Raw genomic sequence first — 13,426 nt, forward strand, 5'->3', positions numbered from 1 at the left:
CAAGCCGGATCGAGATTGATTTTCATAAAACCATCGCTGAGTCCGTTGGTTCTGCCAATTTCAATCGTTGGGACAGTGCGATCGCTAAAGTTTGTACCGACGAGGACGAGTTCGCCGTCGCGCTTTACTAAGTTGAAGCTGTACTTCAGTCCCAAATCCGTCCCCGCCATGCGGATAGAATAGCCGTTGCTGTCGGTACTGCGTCCACAAATTCCGGTGAAGTCAAAGTTAAGTAGCAGCGGATCGATTGCCACCGGGCGATCGCCACTTTCACTCCAACAGGCCCGTTTATCTGATATCTGTTCCAGAATCAGCAATTGATGACTATTCGTGCCGTATGGGGCAGCTACGGCGATAAATTTACCTTGTTCAACTTCTTTTTGAGTAAAAACGGCGGCTTGGCTGGGGTTGACGGCACTGAGGGTGGAGAGGAAGACGGTGGCTAGGGCGGCAATTGACCGTCCAAATAGACGCTTGGAGGAGGTTGACGGCAAAGACATGGTGAGGAGGTTATGGAGCTGGGTAGATTTCTTTTCTTTAGTTATGTGATAATATTATCAACCCAAAAGTTCCCCCTCATAGCGCCTAAATTCATGGGAGCAAAGCCCTAGATGCCTTGGACTTCCGGTGCGGCTGAAACTTGGTAGACCAAGGATGCCTGGAGTTGAGAGTAAGGTTCGAGGGTAAAATTCCAGGTGCAAAAGCCGTTTTCATCTGGTTGCACGCGATTTGTGGTTTGGTCGGAGATTACCTCTACTTTCACTTGCTCTAGCTCCGAAATTGGCACCCGCTCGGTAGTTTTAATCGCTCTTTCTTCTGCACCTATATTGGAAAGGAACAATGTTGTTGTCGTTGTGACAGTGTTCCATTTAGTCAGATGATCCTGTTTTCTTTTTTGGGTTTGGGTGCGCTGTACGCGCATTGCATTATCCGCTCCCCATCCCAACGCGAATTTCTCTTCAGGCGAAATAAATAAAACTGAGGTGCGACCAATAAAGCCAGAAGTCCGCACTAAATCTACGGGTCCGGCTAGAATCGGGAATTTAGAAGTGTTTGTCTGTTCGCTCTTAAGGATGACTTGACAGGATAATTCTGGCATCAAGACATACTCTACAGAGGCGGGAGAGTCGAAGGAGTAGATGGAAACGCGGTAAGGGCGACCATCTGAGGGAATCGTTGCTTTTGTCTGGCTGCGTAGGTTGCGAACTTCGCCGCCGTCATCAACACCGGGTAAATCAACTGTGGCGGGGGTGGTGTCGGTTCCGAGTCCGGCTGTCTGAACTTGTTGATCTCTCGCTTGAATGATTATCTGCTGAGATTTTTCTTGAACATTTAAAGGGTCATCTGTCAGCAGGGGTGGTTCAGTTCCTAAGGATGCGCGGGCGGTAGAAAAGACTAAATCTACGTCTTTCCAATCTTCTCCCGTGCGTTGCCAGACACAGCCATCGAAGCGGAAAGAGAGCGTCGGTTTTTCGTCGAGGAGAAGGCGTGCTTGGTGCCAAGGTCGCCACATGGCACCGGGAACCACATAGTCGAAAGCGATCGCATACTCTCCCGCTTGGGGAATCATTAAGTCGGCTTCGATGTTGGCAACATAGACCATATCGGGACGCGATAAGGCTTCTGCTTTGGCAATTAAGTCGTGAATTTGCTGGTGTAGTTGTTCTTGAGTGTGATAGCTGCTTAAGATTTCCGATCGGAAATCTCGCAATTGTTTAAATAAAGTAGAAATTTGCTCTCGCCAGGATTTAGGGTCAATTTGTCCCCAAATCGCATCCACGGGGAGTTCCTGCAAACCTTTAGCAAGGATGGTGTTTACTCGCTCGAAGCACGATTCGAGGTGCTGGCGGTCTTCGCTGATATTGTTGAAGGAGTTAAGTAGCGATCGCAGTTCTGCTTGTAGAGACGCGAAATTTTGCATCTCTACGTTGGCTAGTCGATCTGTTTCCTTAACCAACATCTGGCGGCGAACGCGAACATCGTCAATTCGTGCCTCTGGATATTCTTCACAAAACTCTGCCCGAAGAGATTTATCTGAAAGAACTGGGGCAACTTTCTGGACTTGAATTCTCCACAGTCCTTGGGTTAAATTAATTTTGCCAATTCGTCGCACCTGTGCCCTATCTTCTAAGAGTGTTACGACACAAACGGGTGCATCGAGCGTTAATTCTTGAATAACTTCTGGCGACTTTTGAATTGCTTGCATAATTTACCACTTCCTCATATCAAATTTATTTAAATCGTCATTGTTTGGAACCTCACCCCTATCCCCTCTCCGTTAACGGAGAGGGAAGAGCCGCAGGCGATCGCGGGAAGAGTTTCTGAGGGAATGCTAAAGCAAATGCTGAATAATCAACCGGATTTGATGACATCATTTGGAACCTCACCCCTACCCCCTCTCCGTTGACGGAGAGGGAAACCGGAGCCATCGGCGATGGCGGGGAGAGGTTGTTTGCAAATGCTGAATAATCAACCGGATTTAATATCATTTAGCTTTTGCATTTAAGTAGAAAGATTAGAATATTTACGCGGCAAATTTTCAACTATCAAGCTAATTGCTGTTGGTGCATCATTAACGATTGCAATAATCTGTTGATAATTACTAGGAGCCAATACTTCATACTGCCCCTTTCCTGTGGGTACAGCAGCAGGGCAATCGTACCAAAACGGCGGTTCCGTATATCTGCTGAAACCTAGACAATAATGACTGGTATACGGATAAAGTTGACCCAGCACTGAGTGTTTTCTAGCAGTTTGAATAAGATGAACTAAATCGTACACAGAACGGTGAGACTCAACCATGCGGATTCGGATGATAGGGGGCATTTGATTGTTTTCCCAAGTTTGCTCTGTGTATTGCCACCGCTGCTCGTGTTTTTGCAAAATTTCTTGCCACCGCTGTTCGAGTTCTTGCCATTTATTTTCAACATACTCATTCGTTGATATTTTTGTGGAAATAGGATTGGTTGATGCTTGAGAAGGCTTGCTGCTAGCACTAACGCTCAGTAGCAAGAGGCTGCAAACGGTGGCTGAGCCATACACAATAAACTCCCGCCGATTGTATTTTTCCACGGTACAACTTACTCTCTTTAGGCTATATATTTAGTAAGCCCAAATCTTCAATTAAAATTACGACTACCGCCGATTTCCCCCAATCAATTCGCTGTCTACAAAAGTTTTAATGATGTAATCAACTGATAGGGTAGTTTTCTCTTTTGCGGGGACTTCGACTTGCCAGCGATAGCCGCCTTTGATGGGTGAGTTACGTTCTTGTTGTTCGTATTTTTCCCAAGGTGGCGAGACGCGATCGCAATGGATATCTACTTTGGCTCCTTCTTGGGGAATGGGGAGTCTTTCTCGTACTTCAATCTTGGCAACTCTTGGTAGATAGTTGTTAATATCGATTTTAATTTTGTGGCGCAGTTCGTTGAAGGAGACGATGGTTTCGCCGGAACGAACTTCTTCATAAACGGTGTTTCGAGCAACTTTGATGGCTTGTTCCACTCCTAGCCCTAATTCCATCTGTGCTTTTGGTGGAACTGTGGCAATATTTGTAGATAAGATGTACTCGCCATCGACGTAGACATCCGCAGGGCCAGCGAGTAGCGGTGCTTGTAGGGGGTTGCGGAGTTGGGCAATTCTGAAGACGTTAGTATCTTCGCGGGGAACGACGATGTAGCGCAAATCTACGTCTGTACTGTTGCTAGTTAGGGCGACAGAGTGAAATTGCCCGTCTGAGGGGACATCAATTCGTCCATCAGCGCTATAGGCATAGTCGAAGGAACCTGCAACGTCTCGCACATGGATACCACCGGGAGGAAGCATCATCCAGAGGCATTTTTGGGCGTTATCAAAAGCCTGTTGCACGACCTGCATGACATTAAACGTAACCGTAACTTTCTGACGTTGAAGAATTTCTAAATATATTTCCTGCTGTTGTTCTATCGACAATTTACCGCGCTTTGCTCGGTCATCTGCTGCGCCCATTCGCATGAGACCGTATGCCAGTAAATCGGTTACAGAATTCTCATCTGTAGTATCCTCCAGGTTCTGCCTCCTTCGACGCTGGAGAAATTCTGGTGCTGCTGGTGGGGCAGCTGCCGCCCGTTTCAGTGCTTTGTGAGCCGCTAGTCGGTCTCCTAGGGAAGGGGATTCTACTTGCGGTGCCAGTGATTCCTCTATATAGTCTGCACAAGGCGCTGCTGCTGGCATAGCCATCCCATAACTAGCGTACATTTCAGAGCGATCCTGCGCCGTCAGATCGGGTAAGGGTGGAACTGAAGGAGCGTTGTCTAAGAAATTCGCGATCGCGCTTTGTGACGACACAGCAGCTAAAGCTGTCGGTCTCTGGCTATCGTAGTCCTCAAAAAGAATCTCTGCACCGATTGGGGGACGACGCCAGCCTGATTTTCTCATCGCTGGTTGCACTCGTCCTAGCCGCAGTGATGGCAATTCCGGTAACGCACACCAACCCATCGGTTCGGCTGTAGAAAGTTCCAATCTTACCCCTGACCAATCTTCACCTGTGCGCTGACAAATCAACGCCCTGACGGCAATGCTGGCACTAGATTCCGCACTATTTAGACGACAAACATAGGTGGGTGTCCAACGCGCACCGGGGACGAAATATTCGATAACTAAGCATGAAAAACCTAATTCCCCCTTTTCTACAAGGGAAGGAGGGGAATTTTGCCCTTCTCCTGGTAGAAGAGAGGTAGGGGGAGTAAACTCTTCGTAACTCAAACGGACAATTACCGTCTTGCGAAGCTCATTAGGTCTAGCATTTCTGGCGGTGGAAGCGATCGCCTGCTTTTGTTGCAAATCGGCAAGATATTCCTGAGCTAGACGCAATTTTTCCAAATTTTCCCGCTTTTCCTGGATTCGGGCGCGGATTTGTTCGTCGCTGAAGTTTGCCAAAGCAAGTCTAGCGTTCATTGGCGAAGGCGGCGGTGCTGTCCCAGGTTGAGCGTTGGGGCGATCGGGTACTTTTAGATTACTGAGGACGCCAATTTCTTTTTCGATGAGGGCGATCGCGTCCTGAATGCGTTGTACCTCAGCCATCGCTGCACGCAATTCCTCCTCCGGGGGTGGGTTCTGTGTCTCTTGCGGCGGGGGAACGGCTAAACCAATGCGAACATCTGAGGCAATCGGGGACGGGTTTTGCGTCTCTACAGATTCAACCCTCACTCGAACACTGCTATCATCTAGCGCCAGAGGCAATCCCGGTATCTCAACGTGTTCTGGCAGTTCCCCAACGTTCAGATGTAACTCAGCAATCCGAGTCACAGTGGCACCGGCAGCGTAGATTTTAACTGCGTCAATCCGAGAAGCCAGTTCTTGCATTGCCATGATGTTTGCGCTGAGTTACTGCCTATAGATCCAGTAAGGCACAGGGGAAGAAGCGATCGCAAGTAACTCTATGAAAAATTTAAAAATAAAAGATAGACTTTAAACTTTTTAATTTTGCAGTTTTAACTTTCCGCTGTTGCCAAAGGGAAGGTAAACCAGAAAGTAGAGCCGCGATTCGGGCGACTTGTCACTCCAATTTCTCCGCCGTGAGCGGTAATAATTTGCCGACAGAGATACAATTTTAACCCGATGTTAGTCGAGCAGCGAGCTTGAGGATCGCGGACGAAGAGATTGAATAAGCGATCGCACTCAAGCTGACTCATTCCTCTCCCATTATCCTCAATGGTAAAGCGAATCATCTGCTTATCAACTTTAGCTTTTAGGGTTAATTTCAATCCAGGCGGATTTTGTTTTAAAGCATAGGTCAATAAGTTTTCAAAAACCCGCTGACTCTGATACGGATCGACCATGACTAACGGTAAATTTGCCGCCATCATATTTTTGATAGTTGCTTGATTTTCCGCCAGCATGGGTTGCAAGTCTCGGAGAATCGCCGGAACCAATGTATTTAATTGAACTAACTCTCGCTGAAGAACAATCCCTCTATTTTCGTTAGTATTGGTTTCGATTAATGACTTAATCATGCTCAGTTGGCGTTCGTTGCCTTGGATCATTCGCTCTACAAGAGAGCGAGGAATGGTCACTTTTTCTTCTGGCGAACCGAGCAGATTATTTAACACCATGATAGTGCCCTGAACCGAGGTGCGAAGATCGTGAGAAACTGTATGTAAAACAACGTCTTTAATCCGGTTCAGCTCTTGCAGTTCCTGCATTTTCTGCTGTAGCTGAGCGGTACGTTCTTCTACTTGGCGTTCTAGATTAGCATTTAGCGTTTGTACTTGTTGGAAGAGAGAAGATTGCTGAATTGCGATCGCTACCTGTACTCCCAGTTGATCGAGCAAGTCAATTTCATACTGCTGCCACTCCCGCGGTGCAGAGCATTGATTGGCAATTAAGATGCCATACAGTTTGTCTCCTAGCATAATTGGGACACCAATGCCAGCTTTGACTTGATATCGATTGTGGTATTCAGCGATAAATGCAGATTTTTCTACTTTTGTTGTATCGTTGACAACTCGGATGCGATCGAGTTCAAATATTTGTTGAACTTCTTTGTAAGCAACGTTCTCCGTAACCCAACCTAAAATTGACGGAAAATTAGGATCTACTGACTCTGCAACGGTTGTACCTTGCCCCTTTTCATCAAAGTAACTAATAAACACGCGATCCGCGTGCAAAAACTGCCTAACTTCTTCAACTGTGGTGTTGAGAATTTCATTCAAATCGAGCGATCGCCTAATCCGCAAGGCAATCTCGTAGAGCAAGCGATCGCGTTCTGCGGTGGCGCGAGCCAAAGCTTCAGCAGCTTTGCTCTCAGTAATATCGCTCCTTACAGAAACTAAGCATGATTCGCCATTAATGTTGACAATTTCTGCTGAAAATAAATAGATTCCCACCTCGCCAGACTTCTTGCGAAACTCAAATTCCTGGTTGTGAATCGCTCCCTGTTCCCGCAACATCTGTTGCATCCTAATGCGATCTTCTGGATTCACCCAGGCATTGATTTCAAGTGAGGTACGACCAATAATTTCTTCTTTTTTATAATTACTAAGGCGGAGATAGCTATCATTGACATCAATATAACGCCCCTCATTGAGGGTTGTAATACTCACAGCATTAGGGCTATAACGAAACGCCATAGAAAATTTTTCTTCCGAAAGCAAGAGTGCCTCTTCGCGAGTCTTGCGCTCGGTAATATCTATCAGTAAACCATTCCAATAAATGTCATTATTTCCTTGCAAAATAGGTCGAGCCGCAGTTTGCATCCACTTGAGGTTGCCCGATTTGGTAATCACACGACCTTCCCATATCCAAGGTTGAAGATTCGCTGCCGAAATAACTAATGATTGTTCATAAGCTTCCCGATCGTCTGGATGGATCAGGTTCCATAGCAGAGGTGGGTCTGTATAAGCTGAATAAGATGCTAATTCTAAGAATTCTTGGCAACCGGAATGGGCAAATAGTAACCAGCGAGAATCATCACAATTGAGAAGCTGAAAAATAATTCCCAGCTTATTTGCTGCCACTTTTTCAAGTGTTGAGTCACTTTGTGCCAGGGAAATTTCTGCGGGTAAAAGATTTTCCCAGGAATGGGTGACAGTTGGGAACTGAAAATCTGAATCGACTTGTGTTTGAGTTTGGCTGACTATTTCTTCAACACTTTCTTCCTCCAAATTCAGGAGCAGCTTTAACTGTTCAAAAGCTGCTTCATCTCGACAGCAAGCCCGTAAAGCTTGTAAATAATTTAAATCAGAAACCATGTCCTTCCTAGATATGGGATGACACTGAAAAACTGATTGATGACCAGCACGTGATTGAGTTCTCTGAGCCAAGAATTTCTTTTTCAACATTGCACTCACCCTTCATTTTCAGTATTATTCAGTCTTATTCCAAGTTACAATAAGCACTGGCGATCGCCTTCGTGCAGGTGACTCACCCGATTGGGTGATTTTTAGCGATGGGTCATTAGTCAGTGGTAACGCAATAATGACGATGAACTAACCAGCTTTTTCTGCCTCTGGTGAGGTTGCTAAAGGTAATGTGAACCAGAAAGTTGCTCCAGTTCTGGGGGCGCTAATGGCACCAATTTGTCCCCCATGAGCGGTGATGATTTGCCGACAAAGATATAACCCTAGACCGATGCCAGCAGAACGGGCGCGGTTTCCTCGAACATAACGATCGAAAAGACGATCGCACGCTTCTGGAGTCATCCCGATCCCGTTATCAGCAACGGTGCAATGAATCATCTCTTCTTCTATGGTGGCTTCCAAGGTGATGCGAAGTCCGGGTGGGTTATGGTTCAGAGCATTAGTCAGCAGATTTTCAAAAACTCGTCTTAGCTGCAATGGATCGGCTGTCACGCCCGGTAAATCGTCGGGAACTCGATTTATCAGCGACGCTTGATGTTTTGATAGCAGCGGTTCTAAGTCTTCTGCGATCGCTTGAATCAACGTACTCAATTCTACAAACTCATATTGGAGGACAACGCCGCGAACTTCGCTGGAATGCGCTTCGAGGAGAGAGTTGATTAAACCCAGTTGGCGATCGCTACTCTGGATCATCCGCTCTAAAATTGAGCGAGGAATGGGAATCGTGTCTCCTGGCTTATTCAACAAGTTATTCACTACCAAGGACATTCCCATAATCGGGGTGCGAAGATCGTGAGAAACTGCATGAAGAAACTCATCTTTGAGTTCGTTCAGCTCTTTGAGTTCCTCCATTTTTTGAATGAGTTGGGCAGTGCGCGTCTCAACTTGACGTTCCAAACTAGCATTGAGATCCTGTACTTGTTGATAGAGTTTTGCTTGCTGAATGGCGATTGTCACTTGAGTTGACAGCGATGAAAGCAAATCAATTTCCAATTGTTTCCAGTCACGCGGGGTTGTACATTGATCGACCATCAAGATTCCCCACGGCTCGTCATTCAGAAGAATCGGTACAGCCAGATAAGCTTTGATATGATAATTGGAAAAATCTTGAGAAATGGCTGAAGAAAGCTCTATTTGAGAAGTATCTTTGACAACGTGGATAGTTTTATTCTCAAACATCGCTCTGATTTGTTGCATATGTTCTTCATCTGTGGGACTCCATCCCAAAACAGGTCGCCAAGGGGGAGCGACCGATTCCGCAACCACCTCAAAATTGCTATAAATACGACTGATAAAAACCCGATCTGCTAACAGAAAATTTCGGACTTCTATCACAGTAGTATCTAGAATTTGCTGAATATCGAGTGATTGTCGAATCCGGAGTGCCATCGCGCCCGACAAGCGATCGCGCTCCGCCGAGAGTAACAGCGCCTCTTCTGCACGCTGGCGCTCGGTAATATCAATTCCTAACCCAAAGAAAAAGTCAAGTTCCCCATTTTCTTTCGCAACCGACTTTCCGTGCCATTCTACTAGCAGTTTTTCGCCTTGTTTGGTAAGCACGTAGTTGTGCCTTTGAGGCAGTTGCTGTAGTTGGATGACATGCTCAAAGACTTCAGAAACGATTGCGCGATCGCTTTGGGGAATAAAAGTTGAAAGATAATCAGTTCCTAAAACCTCCTCAAAGGTATAACCAAGAGCGTGAAGCATTGCGTCATTCATCATCCTGACGGTGCCATCCGGATTGATAGCCACAAAAAAAGCTGGAGAAGTTTGGACAATCGTGGTGTTAAAGTCTCTTTCTTGGCGTAGTTTCTCCTCTGCTTGCTTCCAATCGGTAATGTCTTGCGTCATCACCATTGCCGCAAAAATTTCTCCGCCCTCATTTTTGACGGGAAGTGCGTGCAAAAGATAGATCCGGGAAGCAGCGCGATCGCTATCAGACGAATTATTGTAAGGAACTTCAATAACAGTGGCTTTTCCTGCCAGCGCTGCCCGATAAGTCGGCTCTAACAATTCACAAGTTTCACGAGGTAATGTCTCCCAAAGCATCTTTCCTTCTAACAACTCTTTAGAAAGACCAATCGCAGCTAATCCTGCACCTTCAGCAATCGTGTAACGGAGGTCTTGATCGAATAAGAAAACTGCGCCGTTCGGAAAGTTTCTTGCAAGCGTGCGATATAATTCCTCACTTCGCGTCAGAGCCTCTTCCGCTCGTTTTCGTTCGGTGATATCTATCCCAATACTGATAATGTAATTAACTGAGCTATCGGCATCGACGAGAACCGTATTCGACCAAGCAATCGGTCTTCGGCTTCCATGTTTCGTTACCCAGTAGTTTTCATTAGTCTTAGGAAATTCCCCTGATTGAAGAGCTTTAAAGATAGTTTTGACGGGTTCCAATTCCTCCGGAATTATAAATAAATCCCAGAAATACTTGTTCTTGACTTCTTCAAATGAATATTGAGTTGTTCTCTCGCAAGCTCGATTAAAACGGATGATTCGTCCTTGGCAATCGAGAACTACCACTAAAGCACCAGCCGTATCAAGGATGGCAGAAACAAAATTTCGCTCCTTCCTCAAATCTTTAATGAGTCCCCGCAATTGAGACGTCATTTCATTAAAAGTGGTCGCTAATACCCCCAATTCATTGCCTTGTCTAACTGTGACTTCCGTATCTAGATTTCCCCCACTAATTTGGGCTGCGGCTTTTGTTAAACGCTGCAAAGGTAATACAATTTGCCGGGAGAAGAACCAACCCAGCTCAATTGCCACTAGCATCGCCACGCTCAATGCTATCCCCATCACCAAAAGCATTTTTCGCACCGGAGCGTAGGCTTCAACGGTGGGTAGTTCTACCACCACCTTCCAGCGCCCAGTCCGGATGGTAGAAATGGCTCCCACAACCTCAACACCTCGCAAACCTTGATAAGTAGTCAGCCGTTTTGCACCATTTAATTTAGTTAATTTTTGGATGAATGGGTAGTGTGAGAGGTCTTTCAGATTAAAACTTTCAGGAGATTTTCCTTTCTCAGCAATTAAATAATTGCGATTATCGATCGCATAAGCATAACCCGTCTTCCCTACTTTGGTGTGAGAGAGAACATTCCAGAGAAACTTTAAATTAATCCAAGCCATTAAAACGCCATTAATTTCATCCTGTTGATTGCGAATGGGCACAGCTAAGATGACCGTCTGCAAGTGAGTCTTAGGGTCAATTCTAACGGGGCTGACAAAATCTTCCTGTTGTCTAAAAGCTTGTAAAAATGATGTAGAAGCTTCTTCTTGATAGTAAATTGCTTTACCATAAGGCGAAGAGGAAGAAACAATGTTACCCTTATCATTAAAAATTGCCACTGTTTCATAAGCACTATTGTGGCGGGTTAACGCTTCCAGAAATCTATCTTGAATCTCAGGCGAAAGATCGGTCAATCCTTGCACTCTCGCTAAATAGCTTAGTTTCCGCTGCAAGTCATCCAAGTAAGCATTGATTTCCCCAGCAGCCGCATGACTACGCTCTTGTTGGGCAATTTCTACTTGTTGCAATTGAGCTTGAAAGCTTAGATAGATTAAAATTCCAGAAGTGAGCAATAGTGTTGAAACGACTAGCAAGACCAGGCCGTATCTCAGCTGATTTGCAATTGAAGAAAGCCAAGATAAAGGTAAATTTATACCTGTATTAGCTTGATGCGAAGCACTGTTGCGATTTCTTTTGTTCATCGTGCCTCCTAGCTCAGAAAGTTGCACCCGCTGATTCGCAATTGTTTAAAACCCTTAGAGAAGCGATGTAAATTGCCTCTAGGGTGAAACATCTATTTTGCCAGTGACGATCTCTTGCTTAACAGAAGCGACGAAAGCTTCTTGCTCTGGAGTTAACGAGCCATAAAAAGGAGCTAAATCTTGGACTTCCTCTAGCAGCCCAAACTTATATTGCTTGCCTTCCCATCGCCCCTGTTGTACCAAGGTTGCTCCCTCCAGCATTAACATAGGCACCTGCTGGATAACGCTGGTAACAATCGTCTTTGGAGCCAGTTTGTGCTGATTTTCAATCTCATTGGTGGCATGTCTCCAGCTGATAACGTAAACACCCTTACTTTGGGCAGCTACTTTAATAACACCTATATTGGCTCTATCGGCATCAACGACTAAAACGTCAGTTCCCGCTGCTACTTGCTCTTGGGCAATTTTTCTAGCTTTGTCCGCATCTGACCAACTGTTAAGCCACTTGATAGAAACTGTACTGTCCAGTTTCGTTGCCCGGACACCCCGTTTAAATAAGATAGCCTCTTCTTCCATCACTGGATATGCTTGACCGCCAATAAAGGCAACTTTTTTAGTTTTGGTTTTGAGTCCGGCAACGACCCCAGTTAGATAACCCACTTCCCCACTCCGAAACGCCAAAGCACCCACGTTTTTATTGTTACCGGCATAACTGCTCATGAGGGCAAATTTAGTGCGGGGAAAATCTTTGGCAACTGTTTCGGCGGCGTCGCGATATTCATCACCATGACTGATGAGGAAATCAAAACTTTTTTGGGCATATTGACGAAAAAGTTTCTCACCATCAGCTTCAGGAACGCTAGCAGTATAAGCCACCTCAGCCCCAAGTTCTTTTTCAATCAATTTCAGCCCTTCGTAACCTGATTGATTCCAACCTTTGTCATTTATAGGGCCAGGAAAAAGCATTGCTACTTTAAAAGTCCCGGCTTTTCCAGCCTCAGGTGTAGGTGTAATCTTGCTTCCGGTTGCACCGCAGGCCACCAGAAACAAAGTTAAAACTAGGCAAATAGTTTTCTTGCTCATGGATAGTGGGTAGTGGGTTATGGGTGGTGGGTAGTTGGTAAGGATGACCACTTATTACCTACTACCTCTTGACTAAGGACTCAGGACTACTAAGACACTAAAAGAATTTTGCTTCTAGATTCTATCTACTTTTATTTAATTGGTCTAGCTGGGGTCAGCAGGGAATATCCTCTCTAGAAAGCGTTCATTATATTTGCGATTTTTTTCAATTGATAAATATAAAACAAATTATTTTATGGGGAACAAGATGAGTATTATTGCAGTTATTGATAATATTTCCCCACAGGTTGTTGCCCCAATTTTATTTTTAGCTAACTTATACTAATACTATTTAACTTTTGTGATGCTAAACTTCAGATACTTCCAAGCTAAGCTCCAAGAAGTGCAACTCGCTATCAGCCTCTGCTGAACCTAAGAGAATCGATGGAAGTAATGTGGGTGTTGGTGTTTCAGCGGGCATAACGAATGGGTGAGTTTAAGTTTTCAACTTGCACCTAGTGTTACATTTATTCTTTTTTGTAATATTAATATCGATAAAATACCGGCTATATTCCAAGCATCATCTCCTCCTCTATGGTGAGTTCCTTCAAGGGGAAAATTCAGTAATTCTAATGCCATATCCATGCCAATTTCATTTGGCATGGCATGAATAATCCCAAAAAGAGTTTTGATATTTACAGCAGATTGCAAGTTCATGAAGTACAGTAGCAGCAGTTTGTGAACCAGTTGCGTAGGTGTTTTGGATTGACTAAATCAAGTGCAGTAGCAAGCAAAGTATCAACCATTTT

The 13,426-nt window shown here is 45.1% G+C and carries 8 protein-coding genes; all 8 read right to left on the reverse strand.

Annotated features, from left to right (window positions below):
- A partial coding sequence (locus tag H6F50_RS19905; RefSeq protein WP_190430042.1) for a DUF3747 domain-containing protein occupies window positions 1-500 on the reverse strand: 500 nt, incomplete at its 3' end.
- A 107-nt stretch (window positions 501-607) separates the two neighbouring features.
- Window positions 608-2,206 carry a mucoidy inhibitor MuiA family protein gene (locus tag H6F50_RS19910; RefSeq protein ID WP_190430043.1) on the reverse strand — a complete coding sequence of 533 codons (1,599 nt, stop codon included), beginning with the start codon at window positions 2,204-2,206 and terminating at the stop codon, window positions 608-610.
- A 296-nt stretch (window positions 2,207-2,502) separates the two neighbouring features.
- On the reverse strand, window positions 2,503-3,072 hold the full coding sequence (locus H6F50_RS27265; RefSeq protein ID WP_190430044.1) for a DUF6193 family natural product biosynthesis protein: 570 nt from the start codon (window positions 3,070-3,072) through the stop codon (window positions 2,503-2,505).
- Between the two features lie 63 nt (window positions 3,073-3,135).
- The gene (locus H6F50_RS19920; protein WP_190430045.1) at window positions 3,136-5,349 is read right to left on the reverse strand and encodes a DUF4139 domain-containing protein; all 2,214 of its coding nucleotides are present in this window, start codon (window positions 5,347-5,349) and stop codon (window positions 3,136-3,138) included.
- A gap of 122 nt (window positions 5,350-5,471) precedes the next feature.
- The gene (locus tag H6F50_RS19925; protein ID WP_190430046.1) at window positions 5,472-7,730 is read right to left on the reverse strand and encodes a PAS domain S-box protein; all 2,259 of its coding nucleotides are present in this window, start codon (window positions 7,728-7,730) and stop codon (window positions 5,472-5,474) included.
- 237 nt (window positions 7,731-7,967) lie between these two features.
- Complete coding sequence (locus tag H6F50_RS19930) at window positions 7,968-11,555, reverse strand: PAS domain S-box protein (RefSeq protein ID WP_190430047.1); 3,588 nt, start codon at window positions 11,553-11,555, stop codon at window positions 7,968-7,970.
- A gap of 78 nt (window positions 11,556-11,633) precedes the next feature.
- Window positions 11,634-12,638 (reverse strand): BMP family protein, encoded by a 1,005-nt coding sequence (locus tag H6F50_RS19935; RefSeq protein ID WP_190411589.1) that lies wholly within the window; start codon window positions 12,636-12,638, stop codon window positions 11,634-11,636.
- Between the two features lie 483 nt (window positions 12,639-13,121).
- Window positions 13,122-13,334, reverse strand: a complete 213-nt coding sequence (locus tag H6F50_RS19940; protein WP_199292272.1) for a hypothetical protein — start codon at window positions 13,332-13,334, stop codon at window positions 13,122-13,124.
- Window positions 13,335-13,426 lie beyond the last annotated feature (92 nt).

Source organism: Coleofasciculus sp. FACHB-712, from assembly GCF_014695635.1.
GTDB lineage: Bacteria > Cyanobacteriota > Cyanobacteriia > Cyanobacteriales > FACHB-T130 > FACHB-T130.

What these genes read in the sequence shown, in the direction of transcription:
- H6F50_RS19910 (WP_190430043.1), bottom strand. Translation starts at nt 2,206, where the DNA reads ATGCAAGCAATTCAAAAGTCGCCAGAAGTTATTCAAGAATTAACGCTC.
- H6F50_RS19920 (WP_190430045.1), bottom strand. Translation starts at nt 5,349, where the DNA reads ATGGCAATGCAAGAACTGGCTTCTCGGATTGACGCAGTTAAAATCTAC.
- H6F50_RS19925 (WP_190430046.1), bottom strand. Translation starts at nt 7,730, where the DNA reads ATGGTTTCTGATTTAAATTATTTACAAGCTTTACGGGCTTGCTGTCGA.
- H6F50_RS19930 (WP_190430047.1), bottom strand. Translation starts at nt 11,555, where the DNA reads ATGAACAAAAGAAATCGCAACAGTGCTTCGCATCAAGCTAATACAGGT.
- H6F50_RS19935 (WP_190411589.1), bottom strand. Translation starts at nt 12,638, where the DNA reads ATGAGCAAGAAAACTATTTGCCTAGTTTTAACTTTGTTTCTGGTGGCC.
- H6F50_RS19940 (WP_199292272.1), bottom strand. Translation starts at nt 13,334, where the DNA reads ATGAACTTGCAATCTGCTGTAAATATCAAAACTCTTTTTGGGATTATT.